Below are 24,802 nucleotides of genomic sequence, written 5' to 3'. Positions count from 1 at the left end.
CACTTGCTCGCCGTTGCGGCAGCGACGCTGGCCCCCGACGGTCGCGTGATCGAGGCGAACGCCGGTTTCCAGAGGCTGCTTGAACTGTGCGCGCCGGAGGTAATCGGGGCACGGGCCACGGCGCTGTTCGCGCAGCCGAGTTTTGCGACGCTGGCTCAGTTGAATGGCGGCGACGATGGAGACATCTACAGCGGCCCCTTGACCCTCGGCGATCCGATGAAGCGGACGCAATCCCTGCGCGGACGCGTGTGGCGCGTGAACGGCGAAATCCGCTTGCTGGCGGAATATGACGTCGACGATCTGGACCGCCTCAACCAAACCGTGCTGGAGCTGAACAGCGATTATGCCAGCACGCAGCGCGAACTCGCGCAGGCCAACCTCCGGCTGCGGCAGCGCGAGGCGGAGATCCTGGCCCTTTCCTTGACCGATCCGCTCACAGGCGTTGGCAATCGCCGACGCCTTGACGAAGCCCTGCCGGCCGAAGTCAAGCGCGCCGAACGCACGGGCTCGAAATTGTGCGCATTCGTCGCCGATCTCGATCATTTCAAGCGCGTGAACGATGTTTACGGCCATGAAGCCGGCGACGCCGTGCTCGCCGCATTCGGCGACTGCTTGCGGCGGCACACGCGCGCGAGCGACGTGGCGGTCCGCTCTGGCGGCGAAGAGTTCATCGTGCTGATGCCCCACACCGAACTGGACGATGCGATACTGGTCGCCGATCGGTTCAGGGCGTCGCTCGCGGCGACGCGGATCGATCCGATTACCCACCCCGTCACGGTGAGCGTCGGCGTGGCCGAACTGGGGCCGCGCGAACAGGGACCCGCGCTGATCCGCCGTGCCGACCAAGCGCTCTACCAAGCCAAGGCGCAAGGGAGGAACAAGGTGATTGCGCATTTTAGCCCAGCCGTTCCCGCCTCGTCTGCGACCGCCGCCCGGAGCACAACGCCATGAATATCTCACCGAAAAAGTCCGGGGAGGTTTCTGGGCGCAAGGCGGTCGAAAACCCGCTTCAAGCCGAAGAGGACCGTTTCCGTCTCGCCATGCGGGGAGCCAATGTTGGTCTGTGGGACCTGCGTTTCGATGGCGATCTTGCCGTTAGCGACGTCTATTTCTCCGCGCGCTACAAGGCGATGCTCGGTTATTTCGAGGACGAGATTCAAAACAGCTTCCACGAAATCCTCCGCCTGACGACACCCGAGTCCTATCGAGCCATTGAAGAGCAGATTGCTGAACTGGGGGCGGGCACCCGGGCCAATTACGAACTTGAAATCAAAATGCGCCACAAGGATGGGCGCTGGCTCGACATTCTTGCGCGAGGCTTTCCAGTCTACGGCGCTGACCACAAGATGGTGCGCCTTGCCGGAACTCATGTCGACATCACCGAACGCAAGCGTCACGAAACCGATTTGCGGCTCGCCGCGGCCGTTTTCACCAGCACACACGAGGGGGTCGTCGTCACTGATCGCGATGGATTAATCATTGTGGTCAATCCGGCATTCAGGACCATCACCGGCTACGACGACGATGAACTCGGCGGACGCCATATCCGCATGCTGCAGTCTGGCCGCCATGGACGCGATTTCTACCAGACCATGTGGCGCACCATTCATGAAGCTGGCTACTGGCAGGGAGAAATCTGGAATCGCCGCAAATGTGGCGATATCTATCCGCAATGGCTGACGATCAGCGCGGTGCTCGACAACAAGGGCGCCGCCATCAATTACGTGGGTGTTTTCACCGATATCACCAAACTGAAGCAATCGGAAACGCGGCTGGAATATCTCGCGCATCATGATCCGTTGACGGGCCTCCCCAATCGGTTGCTTCTTCGGTCGCGGATTGAGCATGCGATTGCGCGGTCGGTGCAAAATAATTCAGGCGGCGCGGTGCTGTTCATAGATCTCGACCGTTTCAAAACCGTCAACGACAGTCTTGGCCACCCGATTGGCGACCGATTGCTTATCAAGGTCGCCGAAAGGCTCAAGGCCAGTATGCGTGTTTCCGATACGTTGGCGCGAGAAGGCGGCGATGAATTCATTGCATGTATCGAAGACGCGCAAGACCCCTTGGAAGTGGCCGCCTTCGCCCAGCGGCTGATCGATCAGATGGCGGAACCCTATTTGCTTTTCGGCGAGCAGGAGATATTTATCGGCCTCAGCATCGGCGTCGCCCTGTTCCCCGCCGACGGCGACACCGCCGACGCGCTCATCCAGCATGCCGATGCCGCTCTCTATCGCGCAAAAAGAAGCGGCGGTGCGGCGGTACAACTCTATTCCTCAACCTTGACGCTTGCGGCCAGCGAACGCCTCCAGTTCGAAACCGGCCTGCGCCGAGGTCTCGAACGGAATGAGTTCGTATTGCAATTTCAGCCGCTCGTGGCCTTGCCTGACGAACGCCTGATCGGCGTCGAAGCCCTGGTGCGGTGGCGTTCCTCTGCCGGCCTCGTTGCGCCGATGAAGTTCATTCCGCTTGCTGAGGAGACTGGCCTGATTGTTCAACTCGGCGAATGGGTGCTTCGCGAAGCCTGCACACGGATGAAGGCGTGGCGCGACGCGGGGCGCGACATCGACGTGATCGCGGTCAACCTATCGCCGCGCCAGTTCGACTGCGCGGACCTATGCGAGCGCGTGGGCGCCGTGCTTGCCGAAACCGGGCTTCCGCCGGAATGCCTGGAGCTTGAACTTACCGAGACCGCGCTTATGCGGCAGGGCGACGGAGCGGAAGAAAAGCTGAAAATCCTGAAGGCGCTCGGGGTTCGCATCGCCATCGACGATTTTGGCACCGGTCATTCCTCGCTTGCCTATTTGAAGCGCTTCCCGATAGACAAACTGAAGATCGACCGGAGTTTCATCGCCGACATCCCCGGTGACACCACCGGGATGGAGATCACTTCAACCGTCATACGCCTCGCGCATTCACTGAAGGTGAAGGCGCTTGCCGAAGGCGTCGAGACACAGGCGCAGGCCAGTTTTCTGACGCTCTACGGCTGCGACCTCGCTCAAGGCTATCTTTTCGACAAACCGCTTTGGGAGGAGGAACTGATCGAGCGTGTCGACAGGGCGGAACGCGCTGGAGAGCGTCGGCACGGGTGACACGCGTTGGCGACAACGGTTTTCATGTCACCGTCAAATCGGGACGTCTGATAGATCCGCACCAGAAATCAAGAAAAGATTTTACAAACGTTTCATAGGCTGCAATCGCGGTTGGTTTCACCATATAGGCCGACGCGCCGATAGCATATGCCAAATCGACATGTTCCTGCACGTCTGAAGTCGTGAAAACAATAATCGGTATTTTCCTGTAAACAGGACTATCTTTTATTCTCCGCAACAACAAAAGACCACTCACCTTTGGCATGTTTATATCTAAAAGGATGAAATCCGGAACGTGTGTTTCATCGCTTTTTTTGACTTTTATCTTCTCGACGTCGTCGAAAATGGCCTCTGCATCTGCGGAATGATATAATTCCACTACTTTTGAATGTTTCGCAAAGATGCGTTTTGCGAGGAATACGTCATGCTCATCATCATCGATCATCAGAATGATTGGGGAGTTTTCAGACATGGGCCTATTTCTCGACGACATCAATTGCCGGAATGGCGATTAAGAATTCAGTGCCTTGATTTGCCACAGTCTTTACCGAAATTGTCCAGCTGTGCCGATCACAAACCGATTTGCATATAGCGAGCCCGATCCCGCTTCCCTCGATTTGGCTCGCGGTATGAAGGCGAGTAAAGGCTTCGAATATTGTCTTCTCATAGCGTGAGTCAAAACCGCAACCATTGTCGGCCACGCTGATAACCATTGCTCCCGCGGGATCGCCGGCGCAACTGATTAAAATGCGCGGCGCTACGTTTGGGCGGCGGTATTTGAGACTGTTTGTCAGGAGGTTACGGAACAATTGCTGGATGCTGGTGCGGTCGCCGATGATCATCGGCACATCCACGCATTCGATTTGAGCTTGAGCATCGCGAATGGCGACTTCGAGTTCGATAATCAGGTCTCGGATGACATCCGCAAGATCCACCTCCCGTCGTTCCAGCGATGCATTGACAGATTTCGAAAAGCTTAAAATGTCTCCCACCAGGAGGCGCATTCTTTCTGCGGAGTCACGCATCACTTGCACGAAAAACTTCCCGTCTTCCGGCAGGAAATGTTGATACTCGGTCATGATCATATCGCCAAATTGGCTGATCTTGCGCAACGGCTCCTGAAGATCGTGCGACGCGACATGTGCGAATTTTTTCAATCCATCATTGGCGGTTGCCAATTCGCGATTGGCCTGCTCCTGAGACCGGATGGCGTTATTTCGCTCGGTGACATCGATGAGAACGGCGAGACAGAAGTCCTGTGGGAGACGTGCTTTGTCGAGAAACGCCGAAAGCTCGACTTCGACAATCTGATCGCACTTGGAGACGACCCGCAAGGGGATGGGTCCGCTGACGCCGTCGCCCCACAAGGCCGGCAGAAAGACCGTATTCACCTGACGGCGGGAGTCCTCGTCCAGGAAATCTCCGAAGGGGCGTCCGAGAACCTCGTCGCGCGCGAACCCCGTCTTTTCAAGCCATAGATCGCTTGCTTCGGTCAACAGTCCATCGGACGCAAACGAACACATCATCACCGGTGTCTGCTGGTAAAGATGTTCAAACCGCTTGCGGCCTGCTTCGACCTCGAGGTTGAGCTGTTCCAAAGCGGTTTCGCGCTGCTTTAGCGCCGTTATGTCGGAAGCCACCACAAGGATCGAACGCTCGTCGGTCGCCGGGTCCACGTAGGGAATTTTGTCGGTCGATGTCCAGCGCCGTTGGTTTCCTGGACCCGAACTGTGCGAGACGATTCCATAAAGCGGCTGGCCCGAGCGCATGATTTCGTCATCATGCTCCAGCCATTGCGCATCGAGCTGCTGCATTTGCGCCTCGATCGTCTCGCCGTCCGCCGCATTGAGCGAAGACGGCACAGCCCGCGCCGCCGCTGCGTTGGCGCGCATCACCCGATGTTGCGAATCCATGCGCCAGATATTGGCGGGCACATTGTCAAAGATCAGACGCAATTCCGCTTCGCTTTGCAGCAAAGCCTCATGCTGGCGGCGCGCCTCTATTTTCAGGCCGATCCATTGCGCCAGATGCTCGATGAAACCGCGTTGGACGTCGGTGAACGGGCCGTATAGCGGAGGCCTGTCGGACAAGAAGCAGACCATCCCGTAGAGGGCGCCGGAACAGCGCACGGGCTTGCCGATATAACTCGTCGGGCCGTTGTTTGGCGCCTCCACCAGCTTGTCGAAGGTCGGCGCATCGCCTTCCTTGACCAGAGATTTGGCACCGTAGGAACCAACCCCAGGATTACGCAAGCTCTGCGGGAGTTTAATGATCGAGCCGACCGCGTGATCGAGGCCTCCAAGTCCGGCGTGGCTGACGATCCGCTCGCCGGCGGTGTCAATTTGCAATAACAAGCCCTGTTCGAGCCCAAGAAACCTCGCGCCTATGTCCAGAACGGCGCCCGCTGCGGTCTCGATCGGTTCGTCTATATGCGATTCCAGCGCGGAAAGCTCCTTCAATGCTTCGGCGTAGCGCGTCTCTTCGGAAACGTCTCGACCGCAGGCGATGTAGCTCACGATCTCGCCGCGGTCGTTATGAATGCAGCTGATGTTGATGTGACGGTGGGTTATGACCCCGGTCGGAGACGCCACGCGCGTGCGCATGCTCGCCATCTGATATCGTGCGAGAATCGCAACGGCGTTCTTTTTCTCGGTATAGCTTTCGGCGTCCAGCACCGAGCGCAAATCGGCGCCGATGATTTCCTCTTTGCGCTTCGCCGTCATATGCGCAAAGACGTCGTTGCAGAACAGGATCTTTTCACTGCGCGCATCCCAACTCAGGATGGACTCGCGCAGCGCCGACAGAACTTGCTGTTGCCTTTCATCGAGTTCGCGAACCCGCGCCTGCGCCTTTTTCCGCTCGTCTACATCGATCAGCGTGACGACAGTGCCCAGGAGGTCGGCTCCATCGGCGCGATAAGGCAGAATGCGGAGCAGGTAAGAATGGCCGGCGACCGAGACTTCTTCCTCCCGCATCACGCGTGTCTGGTTGACCTCATCGAGAAGGGCATAGAAATCGACGTTCTCAAACCGCAAGGTGATATGCGAAATAGGCCGTCCGACATCCTGCGGAATCAGGTTGAAAGCCTGGGCGACGGCCGGGGTGAAGCGCCGGACATAAAGCTTCTCGTCGAGGAAAATAGTCCCGATCTCAGTCGCCTTCAGAAGGTGCTCTATGTCGAGCGACAGCTGAATCAATTCATCAATCTTTTGCTGATGCTCCGTGCTTACTGTGTAAAGCTCCTCATTGACGGAATGCAGCTCCTCATTGGTACTTTGCAACTCCTCATTCGACGCCATGAGTTCTTCATTTGTCGATTGAAGCTCCTCGTTGCTGGTGGCGAGTTCCTCGATCGCCGCTTGCAGATTCTCCTCAGTCGCCTGCAAATCGGCGATCAACTCCTCGTTTCTGCGGCGAAAATCGAGCGGATCGCCGAACATTTGCAGCGATTGTTCCGGCTCCGATTTGCGCACATGCGGCGACGACGGCGCCTCCTCAATGGTCATTAGCAGATAGTCCGCATCGCTCTCCGGATCTGGGAGCGCTTCAATCGTCACGGTTTGCAAGGTTTCGCCGTTTTCGGCGTGCCCGCGGATGCTCCGCCGGAATTTAGAAAATTTTTCTTGAATATTGCTACCCAACCCGCTGGCGACCACCAGGGCCAACTCCCGTGGCAGCAAGTCGACGATCTGTTGGCTGAAGACGCCACGCTTTATCGTGATATATTTGGCGGCGTTGCCGAAGACATGCATCAGAGCGCCGTCGCGCGACAGGAGGAAACCCGGCGGAGCATACCGACTCAACATTTCCTTCAACGCGCCATTTGTGACGCGCATGATATGCCGGCTGTTGAGCGACGAAGCGAGCGGGCCATGGTATGCGTCCCCGCCTCGGCCCACAGCTGAGGAGCTCGCGCGGCCGGTGTGCAGCGTGATCGCGCCGGGCGCCAGCAGGTGCAGATCGCGCGTCTTCGAGAAAAGCCGCATTTTCTGGTTGATGACCTTGAACTCACTTGCGATGGCGCCAAGCGTTTCACTCGGACCGAGAAAGATGACACCGCCGCGCCAGAGCGCAAAATGGAACAAGGTCAACGCATATTGTTGCGCTTCTTCATTAAAATAAATAAGTACGTTGCGACATGTCAGTAAATCTATGCGTGTGAACGGTGGGTCTTTCAAGATATTGTGCTGGCTAAAAACGATAAATCGGCGAACCGCCTTCTTGACCCGCAACTGCTTTCCTTCGCGGTCAAAGTAGCGTTCGACAATTTCCGGCGGCATGGAGCCAAATGACGCCTCGGGATAAAGACCGGCTGACCCCACCGCCAAAGAGCTTTGATGAATATCGGTAGCGAGAATCTTGACGTTCAAACTCTTGCCTAGGGCCCGGGCGCATTCGGCGAAACAAATCACCAGCGAATAGGCTTCTTCTCCGGAGGAGCATCCAGCCACCCAGACCCTGGTTTCCCGCTCCGGAGACATGGCTTCGACAAGGGGAAGGATCACTTTTTCCGACAGGACCTTGAAGGCCTCCGGGTCGCGGAAAAAGGCTGTCACATCCAGCAGCAGGTCCTTTAGAAGGGTGGTGGTTTCCTCGCGACTGACGGCCAAAAGATCCGCGTAATCCGACAGACTGGACGCATTGACGAGACCCATTCGCCGACGAATTCGCCGCTCCATTGTGGCCGTTTTGTAAACACTAAAATCGATGTCGTGCCGCGCCTTGACGGTGGAAAATATGGCCGCCAATGGATCTTGGTTCGCTTCCCGGCCGGCGGGAAGGTGTTTTTGAGAAATATCGGACTGCCTTGGCTGAGTAATGAGCGACGGCAGCTTTTCCGGCAAATCGACGCCGTCGGCGATTTTTCTGGCGATTACGGACGACGGCATCGAACCAAATTTCGCGCTTGCCGGATCCTGGACGAAGACGCGTCCGCCCGCTTCCTTGATCGCCTCGCAGCCCTTGGCGCCGTCTGATCCGGTGCCGGACAGGATCACCGCTACAGCGCGCTCGCCATATTCGCAGGCGGCCGACTCGAAAAAGCAATTGATCGGAAGGGTCAAGCCGCCCGTGCGTTCCGAAGGATGAAGGCGAAACCGCCCCTTGTCGATGGACATGTCCTGCCGGGCGGGATTGAGGTAAATAGCGTTGGGCTCGATCAGCATCTGATCGACGACCTTGTGGATCGGAATCTTGGCATGCCGGCCGAGCAACTCGTCCATCATGCTGCGAAAATTGGGATCAAGATGCTGGATCACGACGATCGCCATTCCGGTATCGACCGGAACGTTATCGAAGAATTTTTCCAGAGCTTCGAGTCCGCCGGCGCTTGCGCCGATGGCGATGATGGACGGCAAGAGAGCGCGTTCGGAAGATCCTAATGCGCTGGATGCGACCTCGGCTCTTTTCCGCGACGAAGATTTGCGCGGTTTCGGCGTCGGCCCAGGCGTCTTGCCATTCTTTGACATCTCGCACCCTTGAACTTGGGCTGAAGCTTGAGCCACCCCCAACCAGAACCAAGCGTCGTTTTAGCCAATCTCTAACTGCAACCTCAAGGTGCGTTTTCGGCATTATTCTGTTCTATAAGATGATTTTTCGTGCACCTGCGGAGCCCTGGCACGTGGCGCATTGCTTGAACTGCGATCCGCGCCATGGTGCGCTTAGCGGCCAGCATCATGCAAGGCCGTGACGTCGTATAAGGACACAGGCTCTCGTTGCCGGTCGCTTCGTTCGAGCTCGGCGCGACGACCTCCTCAAAATGGCGTCGGTTCCAAGCTCCGGTCAAAACGTCTGCGGAACATAAACGCCGAAGCGCCGAGACCTGTGTTTCGAGTTAATCGAGCTGCCGAAGCACTTCTTCGCGTCAGATCACCGTCGTCCGACGCGAGCGGCAGAACGCCTGAGCCACGAACTGCGGGCATGACGCAGAAGCAGGCTGGCCTGGAGGCCGCAGGCGAGGCGCTCAGCGAGGGCGCGCGCCTAACCTTCCATTTCCGATGCAAATTCCGCCGAGTTGCCAAGCTCCGTCCTGAGCGCGGCGGCATGGCTGTCGAAAACAGCTTCGCCGCCGCGCGCCTTGTCGATTTCATTCAACAGGGCTTCGCGCGTTTCGGGCTGTCGCGCAAAGGCGCGCAAAAGGTCGAGGTACTGGATGTTGCCGCTGCCCTCCAAGATCGCGTTGACCGGCGCCTCGCGGTAGAGGCGCGGCATCGGACCGTCCTCGATAAAACCCGAGCCGCCGATGCACTCCATCGCCTCATAGGCGTGGCCGGGCGCGCGCTTGCAGAGAAACTTGCCGAGCGGGACGGCGGCGCGAAGACCGCCTCGGTCGTGTCGTCGCTCGCGTCGAGCGCCCGGGCAACGCGCAACGCCAGCGCCAGCGCCAGGGCCAGGGCCAGGGCGGCCTCGAGGGCGAGGTCCGCAAGGGTGTTTTGCATCAGCGGCTGATTCCGTCAGGACGCGGCCAAAAGCTTTGCGTTGGCGACAATGGTCGATGGCTTGCGCGACCGCCATCCGCATGCCCGATGCCGACCTAACGATGCAGTCGAAGCGCGTCATGGCGACCATGTCGAGGATGGTGGCGGCGCCGCGTCCTCGGGGCCGACCCGCCACGCCAGGGCGCCGCGCAGCTCCATTTCGCAGGTGGCGTTAGAGAGATTGCCCAGCTTCGGCTTGAGCCGCACGATCTCGAACGCGTTCTTCGCGCCATCGTCCAGCCGGCGGGGCTTAAATTTACCGCCGCGCCGGAACGTATACTATTGACGCTTAAATTATATCTCGTCGACTATAGCGTAGCATGAATAAACATCACGAAAAAATCATTAGCAGATTCGGACCGAATGAACAAACATAATGCTCAAAAGAGCAAGCGCTCCCAAGCATCCGGGGGAATTCGTATGTCGTTTCACCGCAACATTACTGCGATACTGGCCGTTTGCATAAGCTTTGCTTGCTACATCGCTCCCGCCGTCGCGCAAGCGTCCAAGCCGCCGAACATCCTCGTCATCATGGGCGACGATGTCGGATGGTTCAACATCGGCGCCTATCATCAGGGGATCATGTCCGGCAAGACGCCGAACCTCGACAGATTGGCGTCGGAAGGCATGCGTTTCACCGATTATTACGCCGAGGCGAGTTGCACCGCCGGGCGCGCCAATTTCATCACCGGCGAACTCCCGCTGCGCACCGGACTCACAACGGTCGGCCAGGCCGGCGCGGACGTCGGCATTCCCGACCAGGCCGTGACGCTGGCGACGGTCCTGAAATCTCTCGGCTACGAAACCGGGCAGTTCGGCAAGAACCATCTCGGCGACCTCAACAAATATTTGCCGACGGTGCACGGCTTCGACGAGTTCTTCGGGTATCTGTACCATCTCGACGCGATGTCGGACCCCTATTGGTTCGACTACCCGCAGGAGTGGATCGACAAGTACGGCCCGCGCAACCTCGTCCATTCCTATGCGACCGACGTGGACGACGCCACTGTGCAGCCGCGCTGGGGCAGGGTCGGCAGGCAGAGAATAGAGGACGAAGGCCCGCTGCCGCCCTTCCCCAACATGAAGAACGTGCAGAACTGGCAGGAGGGACGGCCCGCCAAATATGACATGCAGACCTTCGACGAGGTGCTGGTCAAGCACACCAACGGCTTCATGGACAAGGCCAAGAAAGACGGCAAGCCCTTCTTCATCTGGCACAACACGACGCGCATGCACGTGTTCACCTATCTGCCGCCGAAATACCAGGCGATGATGAACTTTAAGACCAATTACAATGTCGAGGAGGCCGGCATGGCGCAACTCGACGATTCCGTCGGCGCGCTGCTGCAACATCTCGACGACATCGGCGAGGCGAAAAACACCATCGTCATCTTCACCACCGACAATGGCGCCGAAGTCTTCACCTGGCCCGACGGCGGCATGACGCCATTTCGCGCGACCAAGGGAACGGTGTTCGAAGGCGGTTTTCGGGTTCCGGCGATCATCCGCTGGCCCGGCAAGGTCAAGCCCGGGAAGATCGAGAACGGCATTTTCTCCGGTCTGGACTGGCTGCCGACGCTTGCTGACGCAGCCGGCAATCCGAACATCACCGAACAGTTGCTAAAAGGCGCGACACTGGGCGGGCAGAGCTACAAGAACCATCTGGATGGCTACAACCAGATGAAGCTCCTGCTCGGCGAGGGACCGTCGCAGCGCCACGAAATCTTCTATTTCGGCGGCCCGAACCTCGGCGCGATCCGCATCGACGACTTCAAATACCAGTTCTATCAACAGCCTTATGGCTGGCCTGGCGAGAAGACGACGACGGACATGCCGACCATCATCAATCTGCGGCAGGACCCGTTCGAGCGCACGCCGTCTATTCGCGGCGAAACGATCAACAACCTGGGCGGCGGCTACATGAATGATTTTTACGCCCGGGAGTTCTGGCGCTTTGTCCTGGTGCAGCAGAGGGTCGCGGCGCTGGCCGAGACGGCCGTCGATTTCCCGCCCATGCAAGCCCCGGCTTCGTTCAATCTGGAGGCCGTGAAACGCAAGGTCGAGGAGATGCAGAAGGAGCACGAAGGGCAGTGAGGCCGTTCCAGTCGGTGGGGAGGTTCTTCCTCCTCGCTGGTGTTTTTGTCCTCGCCTTGACCCCGGCGCGCGCGGAAGAGGCGCAATTCGTCGGGTCGGCGCGCTGCGCAGCTTGTCACCAGAGCCAATATGAGGACTGGCGGACCTCGCATCACGCCGCAGCGATGCAAGTCGCGGACGACAAGACCGTGCTGGGCGATTTTAACGACGCCCGTTTCCGAAAGGGCGAGGCCGAAAGCACGTTCTTCCGCCGCCACGGCAAATATTGGGTCCGCGCGGAAGGGCCGAGCGGCGCGCTGGCGGAGTTCGAAATCAAATACACATTCGGCGTCTATCCGCTTCAGCAATATCTGCTTGAACTCCCTGGCGGCCGGCTCCAGGCTTTTGGCCTCGCCTGGGACGCCCGTCCCGCCGACCAGGGCGGCCAGCGCTGGTTCGACCTTTATCCCGACCGCAAATTGGTGGCCGGCGATCCGCTGCACTGGACGGGCCTAGACCAGAACTGGAATTTCCAGTGCGCCTGGTGCCATTCGACCGATTTGAAAAAGAACTACGATCCCGGGAGCGCAACCTTCGCGACCCGCTGGTCCGAGATCAGCGTCGGCTGCGAGGCGTGCCACGGTCCGGCCTCCGGTCACCTCGAATGGGCCAAAGGGAGCGGCCTTTCAGCGGACGTGAACAAGGGTTTTGCGCTGCGCTTCGACCAGCGCGCCGGCGTCTCCTGGAACGCAACCCCCAGCGGAACCGCCGTGCGCTCTCGTCCCCCTGGAGAACGCAACGAGGAACTGGTCTGCGCGGGCTGCCATGCGCGCCGCAGCCAGTTTTCGGACGCCCCAGGCGACGTCCGGCAGTTCTACGACGCCTTTCATCCCTCGACCTTGACGCCCGGCCTTTTTTATCCGGACGGCCAGCAGCGCGACGAGGTGTTTGAATTCGCCTCCTTCGCACAGAGCCGCATGCACGCCGCCGGGGTCACCTGCTCGGATTGCCACAATCCACATTCGGGCAAGCTGCGGATCGCCGGCAATGGCGTCTGCGGACAATGCCATTCCGCAAAAATCTTCGACACGACCGCTCACCACCATCATCCCGAGGCTTCCCCGGGCGCGCAATGCGCCGCCTGCCATATGCCGACCGCCACTTTCATGCAGGTCCACGCGCGCCGGGATCATTCCATCCGGATTCCGCGTCCGGACCGCAGCCTGAGTCTCGGGGCGCCCAACGCCTGCAACGCATGCCACGCGGACAAGGACGCGCCTTGGGCGATGGCGCAGCTGAAAAGCTGGGGCGTGGCTGAGAAGTCCGGCGCCCAGACCTTCGCCGAGGCTTTCGCGCTCGCGGATAATGACGGACCGGGCGCAACCGACGCTTTGGTCGCAGTTGCGAAAGACGGCGCCCAGTCGGCCGTCGCCCGCGCCAGCGCGCTGCATCGTCTCGACGGCGCCGTCGCCCCGGTTGTGCTCGAATCCGCCGAACACTTGACCAATGCCGATGATCCGATGATCCGCGCAGCGGCGGCCGACGTATTGGCCGGCGCCGACGCGGCGGTGAAGGCGCGCGCGCTGGCGCCGCTGCTCGGCGACCCCTCGCGGTTGGTGCGCATGCAGGCCGCCCGCGCCCTGGCGGGCGACGCGGAAGCCAGCCTAAAGCAGGAGGATCACGCGCAACTCGACAAGGGGCTCGATGAATATGTCGCGGGCCAGATGTTCAACGCCGAGCGGCCGGAGTCCCACGCCAATCTCGGCGGCCTCGCTCTTGCGCGCGGACGGATCGATGAGGCGCAGGCGGAATTCGCCAAGGCCTTGGCGCTCGACAAGACTTTTGCCTCCGCGGCGATCCAGTTTGCCGAGATCGCGCGCAAGCGCGGCGACGAGGAGGCCGTCGAGGCGGGGCTCGCGCAAGCCCTGGCGGACAATCCTGCATCAGCGCCGCTCGCCCACGCTCTGGCGCTGAGCTTGATCCGCCAAAAACGGTACCCGGAGGCCATGGCCAAGTTGGAGGTGGCGGCGCGGCTGGCGCCCAAGGTCCCGCATTACGCTTACGTCTATGCGATCGCCCTGCATGACCTCGGCGAGTCCGCCAATGCCGTCGAGGTGCTCCGCAGCGCCTTGACCCGCCGGCCCAACGCCCGCGAAATCCTGTCGGCGCTTGCTTCGTATGAGGCGCAGATGGGCGATTACGCCTCTTCGCTGGGCCATGCTGAGACACTGGAGAAACTTGAACCGAACGATCCTCGTTCGCGGCGCTTCGCTGAAGCCTTGCGCGCGCGCCTCGCGCGGCCGACGACAACGGGACCCCGGCGGCCCTACCCATAATTAAGCGTGGCCCAAGGCGTTGATGCGGTCGCAGCCGAAAGGACCTCTAAGCACGAAAGTCTCGCCTTACACGGTTCGTAACTTCAAGCGCTCCAGGCTTTGGGGACGGCCACGATTCCCACAGTAACCGGTTGAGCAACGCTTCGGCCCGATGGAATTCATCGAGCGCCCACAAGATGGCTTCAGGATCGCCGAGCGCAATGACGTCCTCCTTTGCAATCAGCAACTTGACGGAGGCGATTTCAGCTAATTCCGATGTGCGCGGCATTTGATGCTCCAGGCGCTGACGCTGTTTCGCACGTTATTCTCACAACTTGTCCGAGACGAACCTGAGCTGGCCCTCGGGGCGCCGTCTCTTCGCCCGCCCGAACCCGCGCCGACGCTGTAGGGATGGCTCTGCTTGCGTCCTGGTTCGCGGATCATCGCGGATGCATCATTCCGCCAGCGTGTTGCCGATCGGCGCCTTCAGGACGTACAGCAGCCCTTCTGGACGCCAGATTTGGCGCGCTTCGCCCTTCAGGTCGTAGGCGACGAATCGATTGACGAGTTGCGCGCCAAAGCCTTTCCGCGTCGGCGCGGCCAGGCCGGAGATCCCTGATTCGCTCCACTCCAGACGGAAGGTCTGATTTTCAATGGCCCACAGGCAAGAAACGCTGCCGCCCTCGACCGACCAGGCGCCGTGCTTCACCGCATTGACGCCGAGTTCATGCAGAACCAATCCCAAAGCCACGCCGGCCTTGGGCGCGAGGGCCAGCGTGGGGCCATCCATACGGAAGCGGGCGCTGTCGTCTCTGACGAGATGGCCGGTCGAGCGCGAAACGAGACTGCCAAAGTCCACGCTCTGCCAATTCGAAAGCGTCAGCAGCGTATGGGTGTCGGCCAGGGCCTGAAGGCGGCCGCCCAGCGCCTGCCGAATCCCGTCGACGCCGCCGCCCCCGCGGAACGTCCGTTCGGTGATCGATTGCACCACCGTCAGGGTGTTTTTCACGCGATGAGCCAGTTCGTTGACCAACAACCGCAGATGCGCCTCGGCTTCTTTCTGTTCGGTTACGTCAACGAGCGTGCCGGTGAATCGGACGGCGCGCGCCCCATCGAAATAGGCTTTTCCGCGCGAGAGGATCCAGCGTGTTCCGCCGCTCGGTCCGACGATACGGTACTCGGCGTCGTAAGGCGCGCGGATCGCAGGATCCAGGGCCGCGCGGCACAGCGCGTCCACTCGGTCGCGGTCCTCCGGATGCAAACGATCGATGAACATCGCCCAGGTCACCAGCGCGTCAGCGGGCATGCCGAACATGGCCTTGCATGTGGGCGTCCAGCCAAGTTCGTCCGTGCTCAGGTTCCAGTTCCAGCTTCCCATCCGGCCGCTTTCCAGCGCCAGGCTGAGGCGATCCTCGGAGAGGTCGAGCGCGTGCGCCAGGCGCCGTTGCTCCGACTCGGCCTTCTCCCTTCGCAACCGGGAGAGCCGAAGCACGCCTTCCACACGCGCGAATCGTCGACGCCGGCGTCGAGCCCCTCGACCCGCGCCTCCTCGCCGGCTCGCGCCGACAACATAAGGAATGGCGTGGCCGCGATCACCGGATCGGCGCGGATCTCGCGCAGCAGCGCAAAGCCGTCGAGGTCCGGCATCATCACGTCGCCCAACAGAAGATCTGGCGGCTCGGCGCGAACCGCGGCAAGGGCCGCGCGTCCATCGCCGACGGCCTCGACGTCATAACCCGCCTCCGACAACAGGCGTTTGAGGTGATCGCGCATGTCGCCGTTGTCTTCGGCGACGACCACGCGCGACCGGCGATCCTCCCTGGGCGAGGACGACGTCGCGGCTTCGTTCGCAGTCGAACTCGCTGACCGCCGCCTTGGTCAGGAAGCCATTGCAGCGCTTCCTCCACATAGGCGGTTGCGGCGGTTGCGGTCGAGGCGAGCGTCGACGCAACGCCGACGCCATTGCTTGTGAGCCGGGGGCCGCCCAGCGGCACGGTGACTGAGAAACGGCTGCCTTCGCCAGGGGCGCTCTCGACCGTGATTTCGCCGCCGTGCAAACGCGCCAGTTCCTGCGCCAAAGCCAGCCCTATGCCGGAGCCTTCATGGCTTCGCCCGCGCGAGCCTTCGACGCGGTGAAAACGATCGAAGATGTGCGACAGCGCCTCCGCAGGGATGCCGATCCCGGTGTCGGAGACGGCAAGGCTCGCCGAGCTATTGTCCGCTCTCAGCGTCACGGCGATTTCCCCTTGATGGGTAAACTTGAACGCGTTGGACACCAGGTTGAAGACGATCCTCTCCCACATGTCGCAGTCGACATAAGCAGGCTGCGGCAAGGGCGGGCAATCAACAATGAAGCGCAACCCCGCCCGTTCGATCACCGAGCGGAAGTTGCTGGCGAGATCGGTGGTCAGGGCCGCAAGATCGGTGGGCTCGCAGGACGCCTGCGCGCGGCCCGCCTCAAGCCGCGAGAAGTCGAGCAGCGTGTTGACGAGTTTCAGCAGCCGCGTTGCGTTTCGCTGCATCAGGGTGATGCGCCGGCGCTGGCGCGGGCCGAGCGGCTCCTCCGCGTCGGCGAGGGCGTCGGCGGCCGGGCCCAGCATCAAGGTCAGAGGCGCGCGGAATTCGTGGCTGACATTGGTGAAGAACTGCGTCTTCAATTGATCGAGACGCGCCAATTCCTGCCGCTGCCGACGAACTTCGGCTTCGAGGCGGCGCTGCTCCGTGACGTCGCGTCCTTCGCACACCAGGAAGCGAACGGCGCCTTCGTTGTCTTTGACGGGAGCAATGTTGAAATCGATCGTTATCACCTCCTGCCCCCGGGCGCCGCCAAGAACGTCGACATCGTAACGGACGAAGGCGCCTTCCGACGCGCGGGCGATCGCTTCCCGCAACCGGGTCTTGGTCGCCTCCGAAACCTGCCACCAATGGGCCTCCCAGAAGGGTTGCCCATGGATGTCGGACCGTGTTAGCCCCCCGCCGCGCAATGCGGCGAAGTTGACGTCCCACATCCGCCCCGCCGTATCGAGCAGGGCGCAGAACTGAAACATGTTGTTCAAAGTCACGCGGGACAGCAGCAGCCGCATCAAGTCGGTCTCGCGACCCGGAGCGGCGTTGCGGAGTTCCTGATCAAGCCACTCAACGTCATCGAGACGATGGGGCTCGGAATTGTCGACGGCCCTAACGTCTTCCATGCCGCTCAAGCGCGGTGAGGAACCGCTCATGAACCCCTCCTGTGGCGGCGCTGTTCTGGCGACAGGCAACCACAGCTCGTAAGCCTTTTTCGGTCTTCTCTATCCTGACCAGCAACGGCGCAGCGAGTAAAGCTTCCGTGATTATTAGGCTCCGGACCCATAAAACGCTTGGCCTGAGCAGCAGCTTATGATTCACGCGCTTCCGAAAGGAAGCTTGCATGAATCGGGATCAGTTTTGGCTCACGGACGAGCAGTTTTCGAAGATTGAGCCCCATCTTCCGACCGACACGCGCGGCAAGGAGCGCGTCGATGATCGCCGCGTGATCAGCGGCATCGTGCATGTGCTGAAATCTGGTGGGCGCTGGGTCGACGCGCCGCCGGATTATGGCCCGCGGAAGACGCTCTACAACCGTTTTGTTCGCTGGGCCGAGAAAGGCGTTTGGACCTCGCTGTTCGAAACATTGGCGCGCGCTGGCGGGCCAGCTGCGGAGGTCCTGATCGACAGTTCCGCCGTCAAAGCTCACCGCTGCGCGGCGGGCGGAAAAGGGGGGAGAAAAGTCAGGCCATCGGCCGCTCGCGCGGTGGGCGCACGACGAAAATCCACGCCCTGACCGATGCGCAATGCCGTCCGTTGGCCTTCATGCTCACGGGCGGAAACATCGCGGATTGCGTCGCGGGCGCGACATTGCTGGAGCGGTTGCCCGCCTGCGACATCCTGCATGCGGACAAGGGCTACGACGCCAACAAGCTCCGCCGTCAAGTCGAGGATCAAGGCGCCATGCCGAACATCCCGCCCAAGGCCAACCGCAGATGGAAGAACTGCTTCTCGCCGTTCCTCTATCGCAACCGCAACGCCATCGAACGCATGTTCTGCCGCCTGAAAGACTTCCGGCGCGTGGCCACGCGGTACGACCGCAACGCTATCAATTTTCTCGCAACCGTGTGCCTCGCGGCGACCGTCAGCTATTGGTTATGAGTCCCGAGCCTAGCGTGTTCGATCATAGAGTTGGCCGCTCAGCGCTCAGCTGGCATTCCGATCGCGGCCTTTCGTTTTACGACTTCGATACGCGCTTGGCTGAAACGAGCCGCCTTTGCCTGAATCATTGGCCCGGCAGAACAGTTCAGGCTGGAGATCCAGCGCAAACCGATTCCTCATGTCGCGAGCCAAAGCTCGACAGTAAACGGTCGCCTCAGAACGCGGCGATAGCCAGAAATCCACTTCTTTCAAGATCACAGACAATCATTATTGCAGCCGGCATAGTCCGTAAGCTTAGCTATACGAATCATTTTTGCGCCAGTTTCTTGTTGCGAATTTGATACGGTTGAGCAAATCTGTTGAAATGCACGCGAATGGTGAAGCCGTAACCGCAAAAAACGTCGATCTCTCGAATTGCGATCGCGAGCAAGTGCAGTTTTCGGGCGCGATTCAACCACACGGCTGCATGCTGGTCATCGAACTGACATCGCTGCGGATCTTGCAGGCTTCCGCGAATTGCGCTGATCTCCTGGGAATTTCCTTTGAGAAACCGGGCGAAAAAACACTCGCCGATGTCATTCCAACTCGGGTCGAAGCCGTCGTTTCGCGCCTGTCGACGGAAAACCTCGACAATGGTCCGGTCCATCTTGCGAGCCTGAAAGCTCAGGACACACGCGCAAGTCGGCCATTCCATCTGTTTGGACATCGTTGTGGCGGCGCAATGATCCTTGAGTTCGAAGTCTTGCCGGACGAAGACGGCTGGCCGATGCTCGATCTCTATTCGGATCTGCGCGCGACCATGGCGCGATTGCATGCCGCCCCGACCCTGCAATCCTTTTTCGATTTCGCCGTGGCGCAGATCCGACGCTTCACCGGCTTCGAAAGGGTGATGGCGTACAAATTCCAGGAGGACGGCAGCGGCCACGTCATCGCGGAGTCGATCGCTGATGGATTCCAGTCCTACCTTGGCCTCCATTATCCAGCCAGCGACATTCCAGCGCCGGCTCGCCGCCTGTTCGCGCTGTCGTGGCTGCGGCATTTGCCGAACGCCGATTATGAGCCGATTCCGCTGGTTCCAGAGCTTTCACCCCACACGGGCGCCCCGGTCGATCTGAGCTATGCGAGCCTGCGCAGCGTCTCGGTGATGTACACCGGCTACCTCAAGAATATGGGCGTCAAGGCCTCCATGGTCATGCCCCTGATGAAGAATGGAGCCTTGTGGGGGCTGCTCGCCTGCAACCATGAGAGCGCGCCCCGACACGTCCCCTTTGAGATCCGGATGGCGTCCGAGTTCCTGGCCCACATGATCTCGCTGACCATGTCGTCCAAGGAAGACGCGGAAAGCAGCGACTACCGATCGCACATGAAGGAGGTGCTGGAACGCTTGATGCGGGCGCTCCACGGCAATCCCGACATTCACGCCGCCCTCTGCGCCAGCCCGGACGCCAACATCCGTCATTATATCGACGCCGGCGGCGCCGCCTTGATCACGGAAGGCCAGATCACGAAATTCGGCGAAACGCCTTCGGATGAGCAACTCAGGGAACTGGCGATCTGGCTCGCCGGCCGCGATGAACTTGTTGTGGCCAACGATCGGCTGGCCGAACATCTTCCAGACGCCGCACCCTATGTCGAGATCGCCGCCGGCGTTCTCGCCGTGCGGCTCTCGAAGCGGCGTCCGGACTTCGTGATGTGGTTTCGTCCCGAGCAGGCCCATACGGTCCAATGGGCCGGCGATCCGGCGAAGCCCGTTCATATCGATGAATCCGACGGCTCGGTCCGCCTGTCGCCGCGCATGTCCTTTGCGATCTGGAAGGAAAGCGTCAAAGGGCGCTCGAAGCCTTGGATCACATGCGAGATCGAGGCGGCCGCAGATCTTCGTTGGGGCATTGTCGACGTCATACTGGCGCGCGCCGAAGAGACCGAACTGGTCAATCGCAAGCTGCGCGAGGTCAACAGAGAACTCGACAGCTTCGCTTATGTCGCCTCTCATGATCTCAAGGAGCCGTTGCGCGGTATCAATCACCTCGCCACCTTCGTTCAACGCAAGCAAGGCGATCCTGACCAGCACATCGAAACGATTCTCAAGCTGACCAGGCGCATGGACGATCTGATTGAATCGTTGTTGCAATACTCTCGCACCGGCCGTGTTGACCTCATGTTGGAAGACGTCGATCTCGGCGCCCTGGTCGATGAGGCGTTGCAGATGTTGACCAAACGGGTAGCCGAGTCCGGCGTCGTCATCCGCCGCTCAGTAAAGCTACCTATTGTCAAGGCCGACCGGGTCCGTCTGCGTGAAGTGTTGGTCAACCTGATCTCCAACGCGATTAAATACAACGACAAAGGCGAACGCTGGATCGAGATTGGGATCGAGCGGGAAAAACCTGTCACACTCTACGTGCGTGACAACGGCATCGGCGTCGACCAGAAAAATCACGCGAAGATCTTTAAAATCTTCCGTCGGTTGCATGGTCGCGACGAATTCGGCGGGGGGACAGGAGCGGGCCTGACCATCGCCAGGAAGACGATCGAGCGCCATGGCGGGCGCATTTGGCTGACATCGACGCCCGGCGCAGGTTCGACTTTCTTCTTCACGCTGCAAGAGGAAGAAAGGCCGCCGTCATGACGGCGCTAGAGCCTTCAACCATTCTATCTGTAGAAGACAGTGACGAGGACTTCTTCAGCCTGTGCGCCGCGCTCGAAGGACTGGGCGTCGCCAACCCGGTCGAGCGCTGCGCCGACAGCAGGATAGCCCGCGCGATGCTTGAAACCGACGAGGGGTGTGCGAAGGCCCGCGAGGCGGCGATCATCCTGCTCGATCTCAACATGCCTGGCGTCAGCGGCCACGAATTGCTCAGCCTTTTCCGCAGGCGCGGGGAGGACAAGCCTGTCGTCGTGCTGACCACGTCGTCCAGCCAGAACGACATTGATTTTTGCACGAAGGCCGGCGCCAATGACTATGTGGTCAAGCCGCTAGAATTTGATCGCTGGCAAGAAGCAATCGGCGAACTCATCGAAAAATGGCTTCCTGGCGCCTCTCCGCCCTACCGAGCAGAAAGTTGAGGCATGTCGACCAAGGCCGGTACATTCTCCATCACGCCTCCGAGTTCTAAGCCATCGGAGCAAAAATCGGATGCGTCGGCGCTTCTGAAAATTCTTGTTATCGACGATTCCCCCGAGGACCGCATTGTCGCGCGGTTCGCGCTCGAAGATTTCGGTTGCCTCGTCAAGGAGGCTGAGAGTGGCCGCAATGGTCTCATGGCGGCCGAGGCGTTCAAGCCGGACTGCATCCTGCTGGACTATCGCCTGCCCGACATGGATGGGATCGAAGTTCTTGACGCGCTGCGTGCGCCGGGTGGCGAGATCCCTTTGGCCGTCGTCGTTCTGACCGCGGTCTCGGACGCAGCGACTGCAACGAAGTTCTTGCAGGCGGGGGCGCAGGATTATCTGAATAAGAGTCATTTGACCGACGACAGCTTCAGCTTGCGCCGCGCCATCCAGGTCAGCATCGAACGCTTTGACCTCTTGCGGCGGCAGCGCGAATTGCAGGAGCGCAATGCGCAGCTTGCGGCGGTTGTCACCGCGTCCAGCGACGCCATCCTGCGCGTCGGTCTCGACTTGACCGTGCAGAGTTGGAACCCCGGCGCGACGGCCATATTCGGGTATTGCGAAAGCGAGGCCATGGGCCGCTCGCTCAACGACTTGATCGCGCCGCCCGAACTGCGGGACGATCAGCCTGAACATTATCGGCAAGTCATCGTCGAGCAGAAGGCGATTTTTGTCGAAACGACGCGGCGCCGCAAGGACGGGGGCCGGCTCTTTGTCGAACTCAGCGCCGCGCCAATCCAGGATCTCGATGGAAAAACTATCGCCATTTCGGTGACATTTCGGGATGTAAGCGAACGGAAGCGCGCCGAGGAAATCCTGCGTCAGCAGGACGACAAGCTTCGTGCAAGCCAGTTGCGTTTGCGGATCGCGGCGGACGCCGCCCGCATGACCTATGCCGACTATGACTTCAGCTCCGGTCGCCTGGAACTGGCGGAAAACTACGCGCAGGTGATGTGCCATTCGTCCTCGGCGCAGCGCGCGGACAGTCCTGTCGAATTCATCGACGATCTCGTCTTGAATGCGGCCCCCGCAGATCGCGCGCGGGTGCGGCAAGCCCACCAGGATTTCCTGGCCGGAAAGCCTAAGGGATCGCTCACATACCGCGTCCTGTGCGACGATGGCGCGGAGCGCTGGATCGAGAGCGCATGGACCTTGCAAAGCGACGCCAGCGGCAAGCCGCTGCGGAGCATGATCACCTGTCGGGACGTCACTGCGGTGGAGGGCGGCAGGGCTCTGGAAACCGCAAGGAACAAGTCAGAGGAAATCCTTGCGACGATAGCGGACGGCTTTTGCGCCCTGGACAAGAACTGGCGTTTCGATTTTATCAACGTGCATGCGGAGGTCATGCTTGGCAAAAAAGCCGCTGACGTCTTGGGCCACTCCTACTTTAAGGTGTTTCCTCATGCCGAAGACACGCAGCTTCACGCGAATTTCGCGAGGGTTATGGCCGAGAAGCACCCTTTGGACTTCGAGTTGATGTGTCCGATCCTCAAGAGGCCAACCTCATTCAGCGTCCACCCCACACGCGAAGGCGGAATCTGGGTCGGGTTTCGCGATGTCTCCGAACAACGCGCCGTGGAGGCCGCCCTGATCGCCGCCAAGGCCGAAGCCGAACGCGCGAATGCGGCGAAATCGACTTTTCTCGCGGCCGCCAGTCACGACCTCCGCCAGCCCGTGCAATCGCTGGTCTTGCTGTTGGCGATTGCCGAGCGTGAAGCGCAAGCGCAGCCAAAGACGAAGAAAATCATCGCTTTGATGAAGCGGTCCCTGGATGGCCTGAACGCCCTTCTTGGCGCCGTTCTCGACCTTTCGCGGTTGGACGCTGGCGTCGAATCTCCCATTTTTGAGACTGTCGATCTCGGCGCGAAGCTGCTGCGACTGCATGACGAATATGTCCCTCGCGCCGCCGCCAAGGGACTGGAATTGCGACTGGCGCCAAGGCGTATCTTTGTTCGCAGCGACGCCAGGCTTCTGGCGCGCGCCATACGCAATCTGATCGAGAACGCGCTTCGCTACACGTCGACCGGCGGCGTCCTGGTCGGCGTCAGACGCCGCGGCGCATATGTCCGCATTGACGTCTATGACACCGGCGTTGGCATACCCGCAGGTCAACAAGCGAACATTTTCGAGGAATTCCACCAGTTGCATAATCCCGGCCGCGATCTCGAAAAAGGATTGGGCCTGGGGCTGGCGATCGTCGCTCGCCTGGCGAGCCTGTTGGGCGCGGAAATCGAAGTTTCGTCAAGGCCGGGACGCGGCTCCCGCTTTTCGCTGGTTCTGCCGGAAGTCGCGGGCGTGTCTTCGCCGATTCGCAGTGAGTCCGAGACCGCAATCCGGGATCCCGGCGGCCGCGTGCTGATCGTCGAGGATAACGCTGTCGTCCGACATAGCCTCACCGCCATGTTGGACAATTGGGGCTATGACGCGACGGCGGTGGCCAGCGGCGAAGAAGCGCTCGAACTGGCGGCAACCGGGGATTTGCCCTTTGACATTTTGATCACCGATCAGCGACTGGGGGCGGGTTTGACCGGCACAGACACCGCCAGGGAGATCAACCGCCGCGCCAGCCGGGCCCTCCCCGCCCTTGTGCTCACCGGCGACACCGCGAAGGAACGGATCGCCGAGATCAACTCCAGCGGTTACTCAATGCTGCACAAGCCTGTCTCCGCGACCGAACTGCGCCGCGAAATAGCAGCGCTTATCCGTCGAGAACTACACTGACGGCGGGCGATGATTTCCAGCTGGGGGCGAAAATCCTTCCGCACCCGTCGTGGTTGGTCCCGTTGATCACGCCCGCCGGTAGCCGCCCTCTTTCATTTCACGGGGATCATCAGGTGTTCGTACGGCGTATCCGCCCACATGACGTAGGGCTTGGTCGGGTCCGGGTCGAGCGTGCGCTGATAGCCGGCCATCGCCTTCACGCCCGCGCCCAGGAGCATGACGTGCGGCCCCGTCTTGACCCAATGATTGTCCGGGGTCGGCCGCTCGGCGCCGGGAGCGACATTGCTGGTCCCGTTGTCGCCGGTGAGCATATACATGAAGCCGACCTTGTCAGGCGGCGTAGTTTTGGTGACCAGCGCATGCACCCATTCCATTCCGGCCGGGTCCGTGCACATCGGCACGCCGTCGGGCATGATCATGCAGGTCCACTCGTTGGAGCCCTTTTGAAGCGTGCGCATTTTGCCGCCCTCCATGGCGGCGATGGTCGCCCCTTTCGCCACCGTCTCGGGCGCGGCCGACATCGCCTTCGCCATGTAATCGGCGTCGCTAAGCTTTTGCTGCTGGGCGACAGCGGCCGTCGCGAGCGCCATCGCCACAGCGGCCGAAAGCATTTTGATCAGTGCCGTTCTCACGGTCGTCATCCTCCCTGTGTTCTCTCGCTTTGGCTAGCTCGCGGGGGTGGAGTGGTATCGGTTGTGCTCTTCCCGAGATCGCGAGTTCTTCCTGCGACGTCTGACATGGCTTTGCCCTTAGCGCCCGGGCATTCCCATGCGACTCAAACTCCAAGCAGACGGAAAAGTCCCCAATATCATCGGCGCGATGTTGACCTTGGGCGCGGATAGCAACCGCG

Annotated in this window: 16 protein-coding genes; 8 read left to right on the top strand and 8 right to left on the bottom strand. The window is 60.5% G+C overall.

The genetic code is table 11. The features are described from left to right. The first annotated feature begins 3 nt into the window (after positions 1-3). Both M2320_RS19655 and M2320_RS19650 read left to right on the top strand, forming a co-directional pair. On the top strand, positions 4-951 hold the full coding sequence (locus M2320_RS19655; protein ID WP_264598735.1) for a GGDEF domain-containing protein: 948 nt from the start codon (positions 4-6) through the stop codon (positions 949-951). After that, positions 948-3,092, top strand: coding sequence for a putative bifunctional diguanylate cyclase/phosphodiesterase (locus tag M2320_RS19650; protein ID WP_264598734.1), 2,145 nt, complete (start codon positions 948-950; stop codon positions 3,090-3,092). Before M2320_RS19655 ends, M2320_RS19650 begins: the two co-directional genes overlap by 4 nt. A 22-nt stretch (positions 3,093-3,114) precedes the next feature. Here the strand turns inward: M2320_RS19650 and M2320_RS19645 are convergent, their stop codons facing one another. The 3 genes from M2320_RS19645 to M2320_RS23400 all read right to left on the bottom strand — a co-directional run bounded on the left by M2320_RS19645 (position 3,115) and on the right by M2320_RS23400 (position 9,650). Beyond that, complete coding sequence (locus M2320_RS19645) at positions 3,115-3,564, bottom strand: response regulator (RefSeq protein ID WP_184429990.1); 450 nt, start codon at positions 3,562-3,564, stop codon at positions 3,115-3,117. A gap of 4 nt (positions 3,565-3,568) precedes the next feature. Continuing rightward, on the bottom strand, positions 3,569-8,449 hold the full coding sequence (locus tag M2320_RS19640) for a chemotaxis protein CheB (protein WP_264598733.1): 4,881 nt from the start codon (positions 8,447-8,449) through the stop codon (positions 3,569-3,571). 622 nt (positions 8,450-9,071) lie between these two features. Then, positions 9,072-9,650 (bottom strand): acyl-CoA dehydrogenase family protein, encoded by a 579-nt coding sequence (locus M2320_RS23400; protein WP_425540699.1) that lies wholly within the window; start codon positions 9,648-9,650, stop codon positions 9,072-9,074. Between the two features lie 338 nt (positions 9,651-9,988). On the opposite strand from M2320_RS23400, the gene M2320_RS19630 reads away from it, so the two are divergent. Then, positions 9,989-11,662, top strand: coding sequence for an arylsulfatase (locus M2320_RS19630; protein ID WP_184429986.1), 1,674 nt, complete (start codon positions 9,989-9,991; stop codon positions 11,660-11,662). Then, on the top strand, positions 11,659-13,977 hold the full coding sequence (locus tag M2320_RS19625; protein WP_264598732.1) for a multiheme c-type cytochrome: 2,319 nt from the start codon (positions 11,659-11,661) through the stop codon (positions 13,975-13,977). The genes M2320_RS19630 and M2320_RS19625 overlap by 4 nt, the downstream gene beginning before the upstream one ends. A gap of 46 nt (positions 13,978-14,023) precedes the next feature. Here the strand turns inward: M2320_RS19625 and M2320_RS19620 are convergent, their stop codons facing one another. The 4 genes from M2320_RS19620 to M2320_RS19605 form a co-directional block, all read right to left on the bottom strand. Next, complete coding sequence (locus tag M2320_RS19620; RefSeq protein WP_264598731.1) at positions 14,024-14,245, bottom strand: hypothetical protein; 222 nt, start codon at positions 14,243-14,245, stop codon at positions 14,024-14,026. Between the two features lie 165 nt (positions 14,246-14,410). Next, positions 14,411-15,394 (bottom strand): sensor histidine kinase, encoded by a 984-nt coding sequence (locus tag M2320_RS19615; protein ID WP_264598741.1) that lies wholly within the window; start codon positions 15,392-15,394, stop codon positions 14,411-14,413. Next, the gene (locus M2320_RS19610; RefSeq protein ID WP_264598740.1) at positions 15,310-15,705 is read right to left on the bottom strand and encodes a response regulator; all 396 of its coding nucleotides are present in this window, start codon (positions 15,703-15,705) and stop codon (positions 15,310-15,312) included. The genes M2320_RS19615 and M2320_RS19610 overlap by 85 nt, the downstream gene beginning before the upstream one ends. Then, positions 15,606-17,177, bottom strand: a complete 1,572-nt coding sequence (locus tag M2320_RS19605; RefSeq protein ID WP_264598730.1) for a PAS domain-containing sensor histidine kinase — start codon at positions 17,175-17,177, stop codon at positions 15,606-15,608. The genes M2320_RS19610 and M2320_RS19605 overlap by 100 nt, the downstream gene beginning before the upstream one ends. Before the next feature lie 188 nt (positions 17,178-17,365). Between M2320_RS19605 and M2320_RS19600 the strand changes: the two genes are divergently transcribed. The 4 genes from M2320_RS19600 to M2320_RS19585 all read left to right on the top strand — a co-directional run bounded on the left by M2320_RS19600 (position 17,366) and on the right by M2320_RS19585 (position 23,952). Continuing rightward, positions 17,366-18,123, top strand: a protein-coding gene (locus M2320_RS19600) for an IS5 family transposase (protein ID WP_425540696.1) whose coding sequence is annotated in 2 segments (ribosomal slippage) — positions 17,366-17,719 and positions 17,722-18,123 — 756 coding nt in all. Because the reading frame shifts where the segments join, the coding sequence is not laid out codon by codon here. A 313-nt stretch (positions 18,124-18,436) separates the two neighbouring features. Then, positions 18,437-20,749 (top strand): ATP-binding protein, encoded by a 2,313-nt coding sequence (locus tag M2320_RS19595; RefSeq protein WP_264598728.1) that lies wholly within the window; start codon positions 18,437-18,439, stop codon positions 20,747-20,749. Further along, positions 20,746-21,186 (top strand): response regulator, encoded by a 441-nt coding sequence (locus M2320_RS19590; protein WP_184429983.1) that lies wholly within the window; start codon positions 20,746-20,748, stop codon positions 21,184-21,186. The genes M2320_RS19595 and M2320_RS19590 overlap by 4 nt, the downstream gene beginning before the upstream one ends. Before the next feature lie 3 nt (positions 21,187-21,189). Next, a complete protein-coding gene (locus tag M2320_RS19585; RefSeq protein WP_264598727.1) occupies positions 21,190-23,952 on the top strand; it encodes a response regulator in 2,763 nt (920 codons plus the stop codon). A gap of 92 nt (positions 23,953-24,044) precedes the next feature. On the opposite strand, the gene M2320_RS19580 is transcribed toward M2320_RS19585, so the two are convergent. Then, positions 24,045-24,584, bottom strand: a complete 540-nt coding sequence (locus M2320_RS19580; RefSeq protein WP_264598726.1) for a hypothetical protein — start codon at positions 24,582-24,584, stop codon at positions 24,045-24,047. Positions 24,585-24,802: the final 218 nt, after the last annotated feature.

This window comes from Rhodoblastus acidophilus (assembly GCF_025961575.1).
GTDB lineage: Bacteria > Pseudomonadota > Alphaproteobacteria > Rhizobiales > Beijerinckiaceae > Rhodoblastus > Rhodoblastus acidophilus_C.
The sequence above is the reverse complement of the archived record's forward strand: the minus strand, read 5'-3'. Positions and strand labels throughout refer to the sequence as shown.

What these genes read in the sequence shown, in the direction of transcription:
- M2320_RS19650 (WP_264598734.1), top strand. Translation starts at nt 948, where the DNA reads ATGAATATCTCACCGAAAAAGTCCGGGGAGGTTTCTGGGCGCAAGGCG.
- M2320_RS19645 (WP_184429990.1), bottom strand. Translation starts at nt 3,564, where the DNA reads ATGTCTGAAAACTCCCCAATCATTCTGATGATCGATGATGATGAGCAT.
- M2320_RS23400 (WP_425540699.1), bottom strand. Translation starts at nt 9,650, where the DNA reads ATGACGCGCTTCGACTGCATCGTTAGGTCGGCATCGGGCATGCGGATG.
- M2320_RS19630 (WP_184429986.1), top strand. Translation starts at nt 9,989, where the DNA reads ATGTCGTTTCACCGCAACATTACTGCGATACTGGCCGTTTGCATAAGC.
- M2320_RS19620 (WP_264598731.1), bottom strand. Translation starts at nt 14,245, where the DNA reads ATGCCGCGCACATCGGAATTAGCTGAAATCGCCTCCGTCAAGTTGCTG.
- M2320_RS19605 (WP_264598730.1), bottom strand. Translation starts at nt 17,177, where the DNA reads ATGAGCGGTTCCTCACCGCGCTTGAGCGGCATGGAAGACGTTAGGGCC.
- M2320_RS19590 (WP_184429983.1), top strand. Translation starts at nt 20,746, where the DNA reads ATGACGGCGCTAGAGCCTTCAACCATTCTATCTGTAGAAGACAGTGAC.
- M2320_RS19585 (WP_264598727.1), top strand. Translation starts at nt 21,190, where the DNA reads ATGTCGACCAAGGCCGGTACATTCTCCATCACGCCTCCGAGTTCTAAG.